This is a genomic window from Rhizobacter sp. (genome assembly GCF_032229685.1).
Taxonomy (GTDB): domain Bacteria; phylum Pseudomonadota; class Gammaproteobacteria; order Burkholderiales; family Burkholderiaceae_C; genus LMDS01.
The window spans coordinates 14,728-28,586 of record NZ_JAVTWP010000038.1; the positions used below are offsets into that span (position 1 = coordinate 14,728).

Here is a 13,859-nt window from a genome sequence, read left to right on the forward strand (position 1 = left end):
GCTTCAACGGCTGCCGAACACCTCGTCCAGCAGCCGGACCTTCACCTTCTTGCCTTTGACCTTTCCGTCCGACAGCCGCTGCAACGCAGCCCGCGCGATCTGCCGGTCGACGGCCACGTAGGTCGAAAACTCGTTGACGTTGATCTTGCCGATCTGTGCGCCGGTGAAGCCGGCCTCGCCGGTCAACGCGCCCAGCACGTCGCCGGCGCGGATCTTCTCCTTGCGGCCGCCGGCGATCTGCAGCGTGACCATCGGGGGCTGCAACTTGCCGCCCGGCGCGGGCGTGAGTTCGGCGAGCGGGAACCACTTCACCTCGGCGCCTTGCACCTGCTCGATCTTGCCCACGCTGCCCATCTCGTCCATGCTCGCCAGGCTCAGCGCCAGGCCTTTTTCATCGACGCGCCCGGTGCGGCCGATGCGGTGGATGTGCACCTGCGGGTCGGGCGAGGTGTCGACGTTGATCACCGCTTCGAGCTGCGCGATGTCGAGGCCGCGCGCGGCCACGTCGGTGGCCACCAGCACCGAGCAGCTGCGGTTGGCGAACTGCACCAGCACCTGGTCGCGCTCGCGCTGTTCCAGCTCGCCGTGCAGCGCCAGCGCCGAAAAGCCCTGCGCCGTCAGCACGTCGACGAGGTCGCGGCATTGCTGTTTGGTGTTGCAGAACGCGAGCGTGCTGACGGGGCGAAAGTGGTTCAGCAGCAGCGAGACGGCGTGCAGACGTTCGTCGTTCTTGACCTCGTAGAAGCGCTGCTCGATCTGGCTCGCCGTGTGCTGCGTCTGCACTTTCACTTCTTTCGGCGCGCGCATGAACTGGTGGCTCAGCTTGACGATGCCCTCGGGGTAGGTGGCCGAGAACAGCAGCGTCTGGCGATCTTTCGGGCACTGCTTCGCGACCTTCGCGATGTCGTCGAAGAAGCCCATGTCGAGCATGCGGTCGGCCTCGTCGAGCACCAGCGTGTTGAGCGCTTCCAGCACCAGGTGGCCACGCTCCAGGTGGTCGATGAGGCGGCCCGGCGTGCCCACGACCACGTGCGCGCCGTGTTCCAGGCTCGCCTTCTGCGTGTGCATCGGCGCGCCGCCGCACAGCACGAGCGTCTTCACGTTGTCTTCGCTGCGCGCCAGGCGGCGGATCTCCACGGCCACCTGGTCGGCGAGTTCGCGCGTCGGGCACAACACCAGTGCCTGCACCTTGAAGCGCAAGGCCGGGTCGTCGAGCTTCAGGCGGCTCAACAGCGCGAGCGCGAAGGCGGCGGTCTTGCCGCTGCCGGTCTTGGCCTGCGCGATCAGGTCGTGGCCGGCGAGCGCGATCGGCAGGGCGGCGGCTTGCACCGGCGTCATGCCGAGGTAGCCGAGCTGTTCGAGGTTGGCGAGCGCAGCGGCCGAGAGTGGCAACTGGCTGAAGGGCGGGGCGGTGGCGGGTTCGGTTCGGTTCATGCGCGATTATCGTGACTCGTGCGCACAGCCTCTCTACACTGCGCCGCCATGGCAGCCCGCATCTTCATCAGCTACCGCAGCAGCGACGGCAAGGACAAGGCCACGGCCCTGGCGCGCGACCTCGGGGCGGTGTTCGGCGACGCCCAGGTGTTTCTCGACAAGGACGACCTGCGCGGCGGCTCGCGCTGGCGCGACGAAGTGCAGCAGCTGATCGATCAGCGCCCCGTGCTGCTGTTGCTGATGACGCCGCAGTTGCTGTCTGCCACCGACGAAGCCGGCCGCCTGCGCATCGAAAACCCCGACGACCCGGTGCGCCGCGAACTGAGCGATGCGCTCGAAGCCGACGCCCAGGTCATCCCGCTGCTCTGCGACGGTTTCGACGCGCCCCCGGCGGCGAATGCGCTGCCGCCACCGTTCGACCAGATCGGCGAACGCACCTGGCGCAAGCTGCGCGCCTACGATTGGCAGGGCGACGTGCAACGTCTGGTCGCTGACCTTCTGGCACTCGGCGTGCCGGCGCTCGCCGGGCCGGGTGCCTTCGAGCAACAGGCCGCGGGTGCAACGACGACACGGCGGCGTGCCTGGCTCGCGGGCTCGGTCGCGGGCCTGGCCGCCATCGGCATCGCCGCCTGGTTCGTGTTTCGCACAGCGGGCGCAGAAGGTGTTTCGGGTGAGTGGGCCGCGGCCGTCGAGGGCCAGCCGCCAATGAGCTTCGTCTTCCGCCAGCAGGGCGACAAGCTCGTGCTCACGAGCAAGCCGGTGCCGGTCGCCGACCGTGCCGACTGGGCCGAATACCGCGCCTTCTGGCGCGAACGCAGCGGCGCCGAGCTGACGCATGTGGTCTACCGTGGCGAGGGCGCATGGCGCGCCGACCCCGGCGTGCGGCCGGCGATCGACGTGGCGCTCACGCTCGTCAGCTCGCCCGGCGACGTGCCGGTCGACAGCGGCAACCTGAGCGCCACCCTCGCGCCCGGTGGCGCCGTGATGAACGGCACACTCTGGCGCAACAGCGTGCAGGCCGACAAACCGGTGAGCCTGCGTCGCGTTAGCCGCTGAGCATCGACCTGCCTTTGCTGCCGACGGCCGACCCGGAATTTGTCTGACAGCCTGCAGCGCGGTGCACTGACTGCGCCGGGCCGCGCCGGCACATACGCTTCGTTCACTCGCCCTTCCACCATCGAAGGCGCGACACCGAGGGCCCGCACACCATGAACGTCGCTGTCGATTGCCGGCCGGATTCAGGCTACGAGATCCGGTTCCAGTCCTTGTTCAAACCCGGTCGGGCGCTGTCCTTCCCGTGCGACGCGCAAGGCCATGTGCAGCTCGACGCGCTCAGCGAGCGGGCGCGCGACAACTACTTCTATGCCCGTGCGGTGGTCGGCCGCGAGTTCGCTTACCCGTCGGTCCAGCTCTGCGACGCCCATTGAGCGCTCGAGCCATGCTTGTGTCCTGATGCAAACAGCGTCGGACGGCTCCGACAGCTCAAACACCGCACCGCCGACGGCGCGTTCTTCGATCGGGTTCTAAGGTTGAGGCACTTCCTTCTAGCACGCCCCGGCGTGCGAAGAAGGCCGCTGACCCCAGCCGCGCACCGCGGCAACGTTCGAGGAGAACCTGATGAACAAGCCCCTGATGACGATGACCGCCGCCGCCGTGCTCGCCGCTTTCGCGCTGGCCGGCTGCAGCAAGACCGACACGAGCGCCAGCGACATGGTGTCGCAGACCGAACAGAAGGCGAAAGAGGTCGCCGCCGATGCGTCGCAACAGGCATCGAAAGGCATGGCTGAAGTGAAGGAAGCCGGCCGAGAGATGGCGCAAGACGCGAAGCAGGCTGGCGAAGTGGTCGCCGACAAGGTGTCCGACGCCGTGATCACGTCGTCGGTTAAGGCCGAGCTCGTGAAAGACCCGAACCTGAGCGCGCTCAAGATCAACGTCGACACCGAAGCCGGCCGCGTGTTGCTGCAAGGCACCGCGCCGAGCAGCACGGCGAAGGATCAGGCGATGCGTCTGGCCCAGGCGGTGAAGGGCGTGGTGAGCGTGGACAACCAGCTCAAGGTCGAGCCGGGCAAGGGCTGACCGGGCCCGGCGCGAAGCGCGCTCAGCGCTTCGCGATTTCGAGCAGCTCGACTTCGAACAGCAGCGTGGCGTTCGGCGGGATCAAGCCCCCGCCGGCGCCACGTTCGCCGTAGGCGATGTTCGAAGGGCAGGTCAGCTTCGCCTTGCCGCCGACCTTCATCTTCTGCACGCCTTCGGTCCAGCACTTGATCACGCCGCCGAGCGGAAACTGCGCCGGCGCGTTGCGCTTGTACGAGCTGTCGAATTCCTTGCCGTCGGGGAAGGTGCCGCGGTAGTGCACTTTCACGGTGTCGGCGGCGGTCGGGCTCGCACCGTCGCCGTCTTTCAACGAGCGGTAGACGAGGCCGGTCGAGGTGACGACGGCGCCTTCTTCCTTGGCCGACGCAGCGGCCGTGGCGTCTTGCGCCATCGATGCCGGCGACAGCAGCGCGCCCGAGAGGGTGAGCGCGGCCAGCAGAGCGGTTTTCACGAGTGAAGTCATGTTGGTTTTCCGGGTGGTGTGAAAGCGACGGGCCCTGTGCCCGTCAGTGATGGTGATGGGGTGCGGCGGCTGCCGCGATGCGCTCGCGCAGCGCATCGATCGGCATGTAGCCGCTGCCCACCAGGTGCAGGTGGTCGCCGTGCTGCACCACCACGGTCGGGAAGCCGCGCACGCCCCAGGCTTGCGTCTGCTCGAAGTCGGCGGCCGTCATGTCGCGCATCTCCTGCGAGGCGAAAGCCTTGGCGAAGTCGGCGCGCGCGATGCCGAACTGTTCGGCCACGTCGGCCAGCACTTCGGGGCGTGTCACGTCTTTCGCTTCGGCATAGAACGCGTGCTGCACCGCCTTGAAGTAGCGCCACACCTTGCCCGGCCAGTGGCTGCGCACGGTCACGGTGGCACGGCTCGCGGGTTCGGTGTCGTACACGAAGCCGGGGATGTGCAGGGCGGTGTTGGGCGCCTGCGCAAAAGGCTGGCCGCTGGCTTCGGCCACGTGGTGCCAGTGGCCGAAGATTTCGTCGGCTTTGCCGGGCGCCATCGGCTCGGTGGTGAACGGGCGCAGGCCGCCCATGATCAGGGCGAGCTGCAAAGGGGCGGTGTCGCGCGGGTCGGCGAGCAATTCGTCCATCGGTTTGGCGAAGCCATAACACCACGAGCACATCGGGTCGCCGATGTAGATCAGGTTCATCGTCGGTCCTTGAAAACAGTTCGCGGCGACTGTATCGCAAGGCCGCCTGCGCGCGCCGGCAGGGGGTTCTTACACTAGCGGCCCATGACACCGCGATGTTCCGCTCCCCGATGACGCTCTTGCTCGCGCCCATGGAGGGCCTGCTCGACTTCACGCTGCGCGACATCCTCACGCGCGTCGGGGGCATCGACCGCTGCGTGTCGGAGTTCATCCGCGTGACCGGCACGCTGCTGCCCGAGCGCGTGTTCACGCGCATCGTGCCCGAGCTGTTGAATGGCGGCCGCACGCCGGCCGGTGTGCCGGTGCGCGCGCAACTGATGGGCTCGGACGCCGTGTGCCTGGCCGAAAACGCGGCCCGTCTCGCCGGCCTGCGCCCGGCCGGCATCGACCTGAATTTCGGCTGCCCGGCCAAGGTGGTCAACCGCCACGGCGGCGGCGCGGCGCTGCTCGCCGACCCCGAGCTTCTGCACGCCATCGTGGCCGCGGTGCGCCGCGCGGTGCCTCGCGAGCTGCCGGTCTCGGCCAAGATGCGCCTCGGCGTGAACGACCCGAGCCGTGCGCTCGACTGCGCGCTGGCCATCACGGCCGCCGGTGCCGACGAACTGGTCGTGCACGCGCGCACCAAGCTCGACGGCTACCGCCCGCCGGCCTACTGGGAACACATCCACGAAATCCAGCGCAGCGTGGCGATCCCCGTGGTGGCCAACGGCGAAATCTGGAGCGTCGCTGACGCGCGCCGCTGCCGTGCGCTGTCGGGCTGCCACGCGCTGATGCTTGGCCGTGGCATGGTGCGCGACCCCGGCCTGGCGCTCGCGATCCTCGCCGACCGGCAGCCGCTCCTGGCGCCGCACGACGGCCCCGGCGTGCCCTGGCAGACATTGCTGCCCTTGATCCGCGAATTCTGGTGGCTGGTCGAAGCGAAGCTCGAACCCAAGGCGCGTGCCGGGCGCCTCAAACAATGGCTGAACTTCCTGCGCCGCCGCCACCCGCAGGCCGAGGCGGCCTACGCCGCGGTGCGCACGATCAACGACCCCGCGCTCGTGGCGCTGCACCTGAACCTGTCGTGGCCTGCCGAACGGCACGCCCCGACCATCGACGCGCCCGAAGCGCTTCTGGAGACTCTCACGTGAAAACCTGGAACATCGAATTGCAGCGCGTCAAGGCGATGAACAACGCCAACGGCCTGATCCGCATGCAGGTCGACGCGCTGGTGCAGCCGAGCGCGGCGCGCGACGAAGGCATGCCGACCACCGTGCTCAGCGTCACCGAAGCCGACGCGCGCGTGCTGCTGCTGCTGTTGAAAGCGCAGATCGCCGAGTTCGACAGCCGCAAGGCGAAGAGCCGGCGCTGACGCGGGCCAGGCATGCCGATGGCCAGCACGCCCGCCCCGACCGACACCCCGTTGCAGTTCGCCGGGCCCGCGCAGTGGGCCGCCTGGCTGCGCAAGCACCATGCGACATCGAGTGGTGTGTGGCTGCGCATCGCGAAGAAGGGGGTGCAGGACACGTCGGTCACTCACGCCGAAGCGCTCGAGCTCGCGCTGTGTTTCGGCTGGATCGACGCGCTGAAGAAGAACGACGGCCCGCAGCACTGGGTGCAGCGCTTCACACCGCGTTCGAAACGAAGCATCTGGTCGAAGGTGAACCGCGAGAAAGCCCTGAAGCTGGTCGAGCTCGGCCGCATGCAGCCGGCCGGCCTGGCAGAGATGCAGCGTGCCCAAGCCGACGGCCGCTGGCAGGCGGCCTACGACCCGCAGAGCGTGGCCACCGTGCCGCCCGACCTGCAGGCGGCGTTCGACGCCGAACCCGCCGCGCAGGCCTTCTTCGAGACGCTGGACTCGAAGAACCGCTACGCTGTGCTGTTCCGCCTGCAGACGGCGAAACTCGCGGCCACCCGCGCGCGCCGCATCGAGGCCTTCGTGGCGATGCTCGCGCGGGGCGAGAAGCTCCACCCCTGAGGGGCGGGGCTCAGGCCTTGCGCGCGCGCTGGATCAGCGCGTCGGCCACCGCAAGTGCGCGCTCCGAGCTGCCGGCCATCGAGGGCGAGGTGACGAAGCGGCCGTGGATGCCGAGCGCCGGCACGCCGTCGATCTTGTAGTCGGCCAGCAACTTCTTCGCGCGGCCCACGTTCGTGGCCACCGAGAAAGAGTTGAAGGCGTCGAGAAACTTCTTCTCGTCGCCACCGTTCTTGGCGACCAGCGCGGCGATGTCAGTGGGCTTGTCGAGACGCAGGCGGTCGACGTGCACGGCGGTGAAGATCTTGCGCTGCATCGTGCCGACCAGCCCCAGCGTTTCGAGCGCGAAGTAGGTGCGCTGAAAGTTTTCGGCGTTCATCAGGAAAGGCACCGGCACCCGCTTGAGCACCACGTCGGCGGGCAGGTTCTTGGCCCAGGCTTCGAGCGTGGGCTCGAAGGCGCTGCAGTGCGGGCAGGCGTACGAAAAGAACTCGAGCACTTCGATCTTCGTGCCGGCCGCCGGTGCCAGCGGCGGGTTGATGCGGGTGAAGTCGGTGCCTTCTTTCGGCTCGGGGCCCTGGGCCCGGGCGGGGTTGGCGAGCACGAAGCCCAGGCTGCCCAAACCGGCACTGGCGCCGGCGACCCGTGCAGAAAACTCGCGTCGATTCATGTTCATGGGTGGTTTCGAGAAAGATTGGCAGCCGTAAAGACCGGCGGGGAGTGGAAAAGTTCAGCAGCGCCACGTGCGCCATTGCGCGCCCGTGCTGCCCTTCGAACGCGGCAGAGGGTGTCCCGGTGGACAGCCGCGTCGCGCCGCGGCCGAATTGTCCACCAGCCGTGGAACCCCGTTGGTGTAGGCTGCATCCGACACCCGATCGCGTTACCTCCCGTCACGCCGGCCCCGCGACTTGCGGCACCATGCCGGGCACACCATGGAACCCCTTCCCGAACCCGAACTCCCCCCGGCGCCCCGCCCGTTCTGGCACTTCGCCCGCCCCTGGCGCGCGCCGCACTGGTCGGCGATCGGTGCCGGTTCGGCCGTGGCCGCGGTGCTGGTTTACCTCGGCGTGCTGGTGTGGACGACGCCTGGCGTCGACGCATTGCAGAAGGCGCAAGGCCTGCGCCCGAGCGTGATCGTCTCTGCCGACGGCGAAGTGATCGGCCGGTTCGCCACCGCCTACCAGGCCCCGGTGGCGCTCAAAGACGTGTCGCCCGAGCTCGTGAAGGCACTGATCGCCACCGAAGACCACCGCTTCTACGAACACGGCGGGCTCGATTTCAAGCGCACGCTCGCATCGGCCTGGAACACGATGAAGGGCGACATGCAGGGCGGCTCCACGCTCACGCAGCAGCTGGCCCGCAACCTCTTCCCGCAGGAGATCGGCAACGAGCGCAGCCTGAACCGCAAGCTGCGCGAAGCCATCACCGCGCTGCGCCTGGAGCGCCACAGCAGCAAGGACCAGATCCTCGAGAGTTACCTGAACAGCGCGCCGTTTCTCTACAACGTGCGTGGCATCGAGATGGCGGCGCGAACCTACTTCGGCAAACCGGCGGCGCAGCTCGACACCGCGCAGGGCGCCACGCTCGTCGGCATGCTCAAGGGCACGCAGCGCTACAACCCGGTGCGCAACCCCGAGCGCGCGCTCGAGCGGCGCAACGTGGTGCTGGCGCAAATGGTCAAACGCGGCTCGCTCGACGAAGCGCGTTTCGAGCGCCTGAAGAAGCAGCCGCTCGCGCTCGACTTCAGGCGCCCCGAAGACGGTGGCATCGGCCAGGCCCGGCATTTCGTCGAGACGATCCGCGAGCGGCTCGTCGAATGGGCAGACGCCCACGATGTCGACCTCGACCGCGACGGCCTCGTGATCCGCACCACGCTCGACAGCAAGCTGCAGCGTTTGGCGCAAGACGCGGTCGCGCAGCAGGTGGCGATGTTGCAACGGGTGGCTGCCATCGAATGGAGCGAGCAGCGCATGCGCTCGGCCAACGCGCGCTCGCCCGAACCGAAGACTCCGTTCGCGCATTTCTGGAAGACGCACGTGGCGATGGCCGAAGAGATCGGGCGTGACAGCGCGGTCTTCCGCGAGGCCCGCCAGGCCGGCGCGAGCGAAGAAGAAGCGATGGCCAAGGCCCTGGCCGACACCGAGGCGATGCAGAAGCTGCGCGACAGCAAGACCCGCCTGTCGGCCGGCTTCGTGGCGATCGACCCGGCCAGCGGCGCCGTGAAAGCCTGGGTCGGCAGCCCCGACTTCGCTCGCGAACAGTTCGACCACGTGGCCCAGGCCCGGCGCCAACCCGGCTCCACTTTCAAGCCCTTCGTCTATGGCGCGGCGCTGCAGCGCGGTTTTTCGACCGCACGCAGCTACATGGACGGCGACATCGAGATCCGCCTGGCCGACGGCAAGCTCTGGAAACCCACCGACGGCGGCGGCCCGAGCTTCGAGCCGATGACGATGCGCCAGGGCCTGGTGCAGTCGAAGAACACCATCACCGCGCAGGTCATGCAAGAGGTGGGCGCCGAGGCCGTCGTCAACTTCGCGCAGGCCGCCGGCGTGCGCGAATCCAAACTCGACCCGGTGCCTTCGCTCGCGCTCGGCACCAGCCCGGTCACGCTGCTGGAGATGGCCAACGCCTACGCCACGCTGGCGGCGATGGGTGTGCGCCGCGAGCCGCTGCTGGTCACCAGCATCGAAGACCGCAACGGCCGCTTGCTGGCGGCGTTCGACAGCGCCCCCGGGCGTGTGGCCGAGCAGGTGCTCGAACCGGGTCTCGTGGCCCGCCTCGTCGACATGATGCGCGGCGTGGTGCAAACCGGCACCGGCGCTGCGATGCGCGGCGAATGGGGCCTGCGCGGTGACGCTGCCGGCAAGACCGGCACCACGCAAGACAACACTGACGGCTGGTTCATGCTGATGCAACCCGGGCTCGTGGCTGGCGCGTGGGTCGGCTTCAACGACCCGCGCGTCACGATCCGCAGCAACTACTGGGGGCAGGGCGGGCACAGCGCGCTGCGCATCGTGGGCGACTTCTGGCGCCAGGGCCAGAAGGCCAAGCTGATCGACACCAAGGCCGAGTTCCCGGCGGTGGCGCCTGAAGCGCCCGAACCGCTCGAGACCGACCCGGCGAACGCCCCCGAGGCCGCACCGGCCGAAGGGCCGATCGGTGCGGCGCTGGTGCGTTTGCTCGGGCTCACGCCGTCGATGCCACGCAGCCAGACGAGCCAGGCCGAGGCCGACGCCATCCGCCAGCAGCAAGACCAGGCGCGCGGGCGCTGAGCGCGGCGCGCGCGGGCGCTACGGTGCGAGAAACAGCGCCGGGTCGACCATCGTGCGGTTCAGCATCACGCCCCAGTGCAGGTGCGGGCCGGTCGCGCGGCCGGTGGCGCCCACGGCACCGATGGCCGTGCCTTCAGCAACCGTGTCGCCCACCTTCACGTTCACCGCCGAAAGGTGACAGTACATCGTGAGCCAGCCCGCGCCGTGGTCGAGCCACACCGTGTTGCCGTTGAAGAAGTAGTCGCCGGTGTCGATCACGCGGCCCGGCGCCGGCGCGAGCACCGGCGTGCCCTGCGCTGCCGCGATGTCCATGCCGCTGTGCGGGTTGCGCGACTGGCCGTTGAACACGCGCCGCAGGCCGAACGAGCTCGAACGCGGCCCGGGCACGGGCGGGCGCAGTTGCAGGCTCGAAGGCAGCGTGTCGCTGAAGGTGGCGATCACCTGTGCGTTGTGGGCGCGCTCACGCTCGAAGCGTGCGAGATCGTCCTTGGCCAGATCGACCTGGCCGGGCGCGACCTTCAGGCGTTGCTCGGCGTAGTGCCAGGGTTTGACCGTGAACGACACGCTGGTCTCGGCCGCGCCGGCGCGCTGCACCTGCAGCGCGGCGCGCCCCGGTGCGGTGGCGAGCGCGAGGCCGAGCACGGCCGTCCACTGCGCGCCGTCCTTGACGACCAGCACCGGCACGCCGTTGAAGCTGGCCCGTGGCGCTTCAGCCGACGCGCCGAGCGCGATGCGCGCCACGCCGCCGGGCGCCAGGCGTTGTTGCGGAAGTTCTGCCGAGCAGACGGCCGAAGACCACAGCGCCAGGCAGCCCAGCGCCAGCGCGATCGACCGCGCTTTGCCGAAGATCATTTAGCCCAACTGTCTTTCAGCCCGGCGATGCGGTTCATCACCGGCTGGCCAGGCGTGTGGTCGACCCGATCGGCCACGAAATAACCGTGGCGCTCGAACTGGAACTTGTCGTCGGGCTTGGCGTTCGCAAGCGAGGGCTCGAGGTAACCCCGCACGACCTTCTTGCTGTTCGGGTTCAGGCTCGCCTTGAAGTCCTTGCCGCCGGCATCGGGCTGTGCTTCGGTGAACAGGCGGTCGTAGAGGCGCAGTTCGACCGGCAGCGCGTCGTGCACGCCGACCCAGGTGATCGTGCCTTTCACCTTCACCGCGTCGGCGCCGGGCGTGCCGCTGCGGGTGTCGGGCACCACGGTGGCGAGCACGGCGGTGACCTGGCCTGCCGCGTCTTTTTCGCAGCCGGTGCATTCGACCACCAGGCCGTACTTGAGCCGCACCTTGTTGCCGGGGAACAAGCGGAAGAAACCTTTGGCCGGCACCTCGGCGAAGTCGTCACGCTCGATCCAGACTTCGTGGCCGAGCCCGAATTCGCGCAGGCCGAGCTCGGGCTTCTGCGGGTGGTAGGGCGCGTGGCAGGGCTCGCGATGCTCGGCGCTGCCGAACTGCTCGGCCCAGTTCGTCAGCTTCAGCTTGACGGGGTCGAGCACGGCCATCGCACGCGAGGCCTTGCCTTCCAGGTCTTCGCGCAAGGCGAAGTCGAGGCTCGTGTAGTCGGTCCAGCCGCCGGCCTTGCTGGTGCCGGCGCGTTCGCACATCAGGCGCACCGCCTCGGGCGTGTAGCCACGCCGGCGCAGGCCCACGATGGTGGGCATGCGCGGGTCGTCCCAGCCGTCGACGATGTGCTCGTCGACGAGCTGGCGCAGCTTGCGCTTGCTGGTGATCACGTAGGTCACGTTCAGGCGCGCGAACTCGTACTGGTGCGGGCGCGGTTGCGCCAGCAGGCCGAGCGTGCACAGCGTGTCGAGCAGCCAGTCGTACCAGGGCCGCTGGTCTTCGAATTCGAGCGTGCAGATGCTGTGGGTGATGCCTTCGAGCGCGTCTTCGATCGGGTGCGCGTAGGCGTACATCGGGTAGATGCACCAGGCGTTGCCGGTGTTGTGGTGCTCGGCGTGCTTGATGCGGTAGAGCGCCGGGTCGCGCAGGTTGATGTTGGGGCTCGCCATGTCGAGCTTGGCGCGCAGCACGGCGGCGCCGTCGGGCAATTGGCCGGCACGCATCTCGCGGAACCGCGCGAGGTTTTGTGCAGGCGTGCGGCTGCGGAACGGGCTGTCGGTGCCGGCATGGCCGAAGTCGCCGCGGTTCGCGCGCATCTCTTCGGCGCTCTGTTCGTCGACGTAGGCCAGGCCCGCTTCGATCAGCGCTTCGGCGGCGCGGTACATGAAGTCGAAGTAGTTGCTGGCGTAGTAGAGGTGGCTCGAGCCATTGGCGTGCCAGCTGTAGCCGAGCCACTGCACCGCGTCGAGGATGCTGTCGACGTATTCCTGCTCTTCTTTCTCGGGGTTGGTGTCGTCGAAGCGCATGTGGCACACGCCGCCGTACTCGGCCGCCAGGCCGAAGTTGAGCGTGATGCTCTTGGCGTGGCCGATGTGCAGGTAACCGTTCGGCTCGGGCGGGAAGCGCGTGCGGATCTTCGCCGGGTCGGGCTGACCCGCGGCGTGGTGCGCGGCATCACCTGGGGTGCCGGCGAAGCGGCGCTGCGCGTAGGTACCGGCGGCGAGGTCACGCTCGACGATCTGGCGCAGGAAATTGCTGCCGGGTTTGGTGCTGTGGTCTGCTGGAGAAGTCATGGGGGCGGCGCGGGGCGCACACGGCGCGAAGAGTGGGGCGATTCTATCGGCGCCACCCTGCGGCCCCGTGCTGTGCGCCGGCGGCGCAGCAACCCAGTTTTACCTTGCAACAGGAAGCACGCGTCAACGATGGCCCCGAGGGGGCGTTGTGGTGAAGGAGCGCGCCACTTCCTGGCTCGCACGAAGGAGAACTCTCCATGAACAAGCCCCTCGTCCTTGCGCTGGCCGCCGCCGGCACGCTGATGGCTGCAGGTGCCGCCCATGCCGGAAACACCCAGTGGTCGGTCGGCATCAGCCTGCCCGGCATCGTGCTGCCGCTGCCGCCGCTGCCCGGCTTGGTGATCACCGGTGGCCCGGTGTATCAGGAGCCCGTGCGCAGCTACCGCCCCGAGCCGGTGTACGTGCCGGCGCCGGTGTATGCCCCGGAGCCGGTCTACTACGCCCCCGAGCCCGTGTACTACCCCGCCCAGCCGCAGTGGCGTCACCACTATCGGCCAGCGCCAGTGCCGGTGGTGAGCGTGCCGCGCTACCAGCCCGGTTGGGCGCCGATGGCGTACCCGCGCCACGGCGACGGGCGTTGGGAGCGCCGTGACGGCCGTGGTGACGATCGTCGCCCCGACCGCCGCGAAGACAGGCGCGACGATCGCCACGACCGACGTGACTGAACGCTGAACATGGCCCGCCCCGCGCGGCTGTCGGCCCCGGCCTACAGCCGCCGCGCGCGGGCACCGACGTGCAGCGCGCGGCCTGTCCGATTCAGCCTTCACCACGTTGCGGCGAGCATCGTGGCTCCAGCGAAGCGCGCAGGCACCACACCCGCGCACCGCGACCACCGGAGTGACCCATGAACCTTCTTCGACCCTTTGCCACCGCCGTCTGCATCACCAGCCTGGCTGCGATCACGGCCTGTTCTTCCCAGCCGCAGCGCCCCGAAGTGGCGCAAGCGCCGGTGCCTGCCTATGCACCAGTACCGGTCTACGCCGAACAAGGCCGCGTTCGTTCGATCGAAGTGATCCCGGTCGCGAGCCGCAGCAGCGGCGGCGGCGCTGTGCTTGGCGCCATCATCGGCGGCGTGATCGGCCACCAGGTCGGCGGCGGCACGGGCAAGGCGCTGGCCACCGGCGCCGGCGCCGTGGGCGGTGCCGTGGCCGGCAACGCGATCGAGATGCACAACAAGCGCGACGACGAGGTCTACCGCGTCAGCGTGCGCTTCGAAGACGGCAGCATCCGCAGCTATGACTTCCAGCGCATCGACGACTTGCGTGTGGGCGACCGCGTGAAGCTCGAAGGCGGGCAGATCCACCGCCTCTGACGGCTTGCGCCG

Annotated in this window: 15 protein-coding genes; 9 read left to right on the forward strand and 6 right to left on the reverse strand. The window is 68.9% G+C overall.

Annotation, left to right across the window (positions count from 1 at the left end; genetic code table 11):
- Window positions 1-3: 3 nt before the first annotated feature.
- A complete protein-coding gene (dbpA, locus tag AC30PD_RS16160; RefSeq protein ID WP_489536691.1) occupies window positions 4-1,434 on the reverse strand; it encodes an ATP-dependent RNA helicase DbpA in 1,431 nt (476 codons plus the stop codon).
- Between the two features lie 48 nt (window positions 1,435-1,482).
- Here dbpA and AC30PD_RS16165 point away from each other — a divergent pair, with 48 nt between their 5' ends.
- The 3 genes from AC30PD_RS16165 (at window position 1,483) to AC30PD_RS16175 (ending at window position 3,510) form a co-directional block, all read left to right on the forward strand.
- The gene (locus AC30PD_RS16165; protein WP_489536692.1) at window positions 1,483-2,490 is read left to right on the forward strand and encodes a TIR domain-containing protein; all 1,008 of its coding nucleotides are present in this window, start codon (window positions 1,483-1,485) and stop codon (window positions 2,488-2,490) included.
- A 152-nt stretch (window positions 2,491-2,642) separates the two neighbouring features.
- Window positions 2,643-2,861, forward strand: coding sequence for a hypothetical protein (locus AC30PD_RS16170; RefSeq protein ID WP_489536693.1), 219 nt, complete (start codon window positions 2,643-2,645; stop codon window positions 2,859-2,861).
- 190 nt (window positions 2,862-3,051) lie between these two features.
- The gene (locus AC30PD_RS16175) at window positions 3,052-3,510 is read left to right on the forward strand and encodes a BON domain-containing protein (RefSeq protein ID WP_489536694.1); all 459 of its coding nucleotides are present in this window, start codon (window positions 3,052-3,054) and stop codon (window positions 3,508-3,510) included.
- Between the two features lie 22 nt (window positions 3,511-3,532).
- Here the strand turns inward: AC30PD_RS16175 and AC30PD_RS16180 are convergent, their stop codons facing one another.
- Entirely contained in the window at window positions 3,533-3,991 is a 459-nt protein-coding gene (locus AC30PD_RS16180; protein ID WP_489536695.1) for an FKBP-type peptidyl-prolyl cis-trans isomerase, read from the reverse strand.
- A gap of 43 nt (window positions 3,992-4,034) precedes the next feature.
- Window positions 4,035-4,676, reverse strand: a complete 642-nt coding sequence (locus AC30PD_RS16185) for a DsbA family protein (protein WP_489536696.1) — start codon at window positions 4,674-4,676, stop codon at window positions 4,035-4,037.
- 110 nt (window positions 4,677-4,786) lie between these two features.
- Between AC30PD_RS16185 and AC30PD_RS16190 the strand changes: the two genes are divergently transcribed.
- From AC30PD_RS16190 to AC30PD_RS16200, 3 genes are read left to right on the forward strand one after another with little or no spacing between them, the layout of a single operon-like run.
- On the forward strand, window positions 4,787-5,806 hold the full coding sequence (locus AC30PD_RS16190) for a tRNA dihydrouridine synthase (protein ID WP_489536861.1): 1,020 nt from the start codon (window positions 4,787-4,789) through the stop codon (window positions 5,804-5,806).
- Window positions 5,803-6,027: a hypothetical protein gene (locus tag AC30PD_RS16195; protein ID WP_489536697.1), complete on the forward strand. Its 225-nt coding sequence runs from the start codon at window positions 5,803-5,805 to the stop codon at window positions 6,025-6,027. Before AC30PD_RS16190 ends, AC30PD_RS16195 begins: the two co-directional genes overlap by 4 nt.
- Before the next feature lie 18 nt (window positions 6,028-6,045).
- Window positions 6,046-6,633, forward strand: a complete 588-nt coding sequence (locus tag AC30PD_RS16200) for a YdeI/OmpD-associated family protein (protein WP_489536698.1) — start codon at window positions 6,046-6,048, stop codon at window positions 6,631-6,633.
- A 10-nt stretch (window positions 6,634-6,643) separates the two neighbouring features.
- On the opposite strand, the gene AC30PD_RS16205 is transcribed toward AC30PD_RS16200, so the two are convergent.
- Complete coding sequence (locus tag AC30PD_RS16205) at window positions 6,644-7,306, reverse strand: thiol:disulfide interchange protein DsbA/DsbL (RefSeq protein WP_489536699.1); 663 nt, start codon at window positions 7,304-7,306, stop codon at window positions 6,644-6,646.
- 256 nt (window positions 7,307-7,562) lie between these two features.
- On the opposite strand from AC30PD_RS16205, the gene AC30PD_RS16210 reads away from it, so the two are divergent.
- Window positions 7,563-9,902, forward strand: a complete 2,340-nt coding sequence (locus AC30PD_RS16210; RefSeq protein ID WP_489536700.1) for a penicillin-binding protein 1A — start codon at window positions 7,563-7,565, stop codon at window positions 9,900-9,902.
- A gap of 18 nt (window positions 9,903-9,920) precedes the next feature.
- Here AC30PD_RS16210 and AC30PD_RS16215 read toward each other — a convergent pair whose 3' ends face one another.
- Window positions 9,921-10,754: a peptidoglycan DD-metalloendopeptidase family protein gene (locus AC30PD_RS16215; protein ID WP_489536701.1), complete on the reverse strand. Its 834-nt coding sequence runs from the start codon at window positions 10,752-10,754 to the stop codon at window positions 9,921-9,923.
- Complete coding sequence (locus AC30PD_RS16220; protein WP_489536702.1) at window positions 10,751-12,535, reverse strand: glutamine--tRNA ligase/YqeY domain fusion protein; 1,785 nt, start codon at window positions 12,533-12,535, stop codon at window positions 10,751-10,753. The genes AC30PD_RS16215 and AC30PD_RS16220 overlap by 4 nt, the downstream gene beginning before the upstream one ends.
- 197 nt (window positions 12,536-12,732) lie before the next feature.
- On the opposite strand from AC30PD_RS16220, the gene AC30PD_RS16225 reads away from it, so the two are divergent.
- Both AC30PD_RS16225 and AC30PD_RS16230 read left to right on the forward strand, forming a co-directional pair.
- Complete coding sequence (locus tag AC30PD_RS16225) at window positions 12,733-13,200, forward strand: hypothetical protein (protein ID WP_489536703.1); 468 nt, start codon at window positions 12,733-12,735, stop codon at window positions 13,198-13,200.
- Window positions 13,201-13,379: 179 nt separating this feature from the next.
- Window positions 13,380-13,847 (forward strand): glycine zipper 2TM domain-containing protein, encoded by a 468-nt coding sequence (locus AC30PD_RS16230; protein WP_489536704.1) that lies wholly within the window; start codon window positions 13,380-13,382, stop codon window positions 13,845-13,847.
- Window positions 13,848-13,859: the final 12 nt, after the last annotated feature.

What these genes read in the sequence shown, in the direction of transcription:
- AC30PD_RS16210 (WP_489536700.1), top strand. Translation starts at nt 7,563, where the DNA reads ATGGAACCCCTTCCCGAACCCGAACTCCCCCCGGCGCCCCGCCCGTTC.
- AC30PD_RS16220 (WP_489536702.1), bottom strand. Translation starts at nt 12,535, where the DNA reads ATGACTTCTCCAGCAGACCACAGCACCAAACCCGGCAGCAATTTCCTG.
- AC30PD_RS16205 (WP_489536699.1), bottom strand. Translation starts at nt 7,306, where the DNA reads ATGAACATGAATCGACGCGAGTTTTCTGCACGGGTCGCCGGCGCCAGT.
- AC30PD_RS16225 (WP_489536703.1), top strand. Translation starts at nt 12,733, where the DNA reads ATGAACAAGCCCCTCGTCCTTGCGCTGGCCGCCGCCGGCACGCTGATG.
- AC30PD_RS16200 (WP_489536698.1), top strand. Translation starts at nt 6,046, where the DNA reads ATGGCCAGCACGCCCGCCCCGACCGACACCCCGTTGCAGTTCGCCGGG.
- AC30PD_RS16185 (WP_489536696.1), bottom strand. Translation starts at nt 4,676, where the DNA reads ATGAACCTGATCTACATCGGCGACCCGATGTGCTCGTGGTGTTATGGC.
- AC30PD_RS16180 (WP_489536695.1), bottom strand. Translation starts at nt 3,991, where the DNA reads ATGACTTCACTCGTGAAAACCGCTCTGCTGGCCGCGCTCACCCTCTCG.
- AC30PD_RS16165 (WP_489536692.1), top strand. Translation starts at nt 1,483, where the DNA reads ATGGCAGCCCGCATCTTCATCAGCTACCGCAGCAGCGACGGCAAGGAC.
- AC30PD_RS16230 (WP_489536704.1), top strand. Translation starts at nt 13,380, where the DNA reads ATGAACCTTCTTCGACCCTTTGCCACCGCCGTCTGCATCACCAGCCTG.
- AC30PD_RS16175 (WP_489536694.1), top strand. Translation starts at nt 3,052, where the DNA reads ATGAACAAGCCCCTGATGACGATGACCGCCGCCGCCGTGCTCGCCGCT.
- AC30PD_RS16170 (WP_489536693.1), top strand. Translation starts at nt 2,643, where the DNA reads ATGAACGTCGCTGTCGATTGCCGGCCGGATTCAGGCTACGAGATCCGG.
- dbpA (WP_489536691.1), bottom strand. Translation starts at nt 1,434, where the DNA reads ATGAACCGAACCGAACCCGCCACCGCCCCGCCCTTCAGCCAGTTGCCA.
- AC30PD_RS16190 (WP_489536861.1), top strand. Translation starts at nt 4,787, where the DNA reads ATGACGCTCTTGCTCGCGCCCATGGAGGGCCTGCTCGACTTCACGCTG.
- AC30PD_RS16215 (WP_489536701.1), bottom strand. Translation starts at nt 10,754, where the DNA reads ATGATCTTCGGCAAAGCGCGGTCGATCGCGCTGGCGCTGGGCTGCCTG.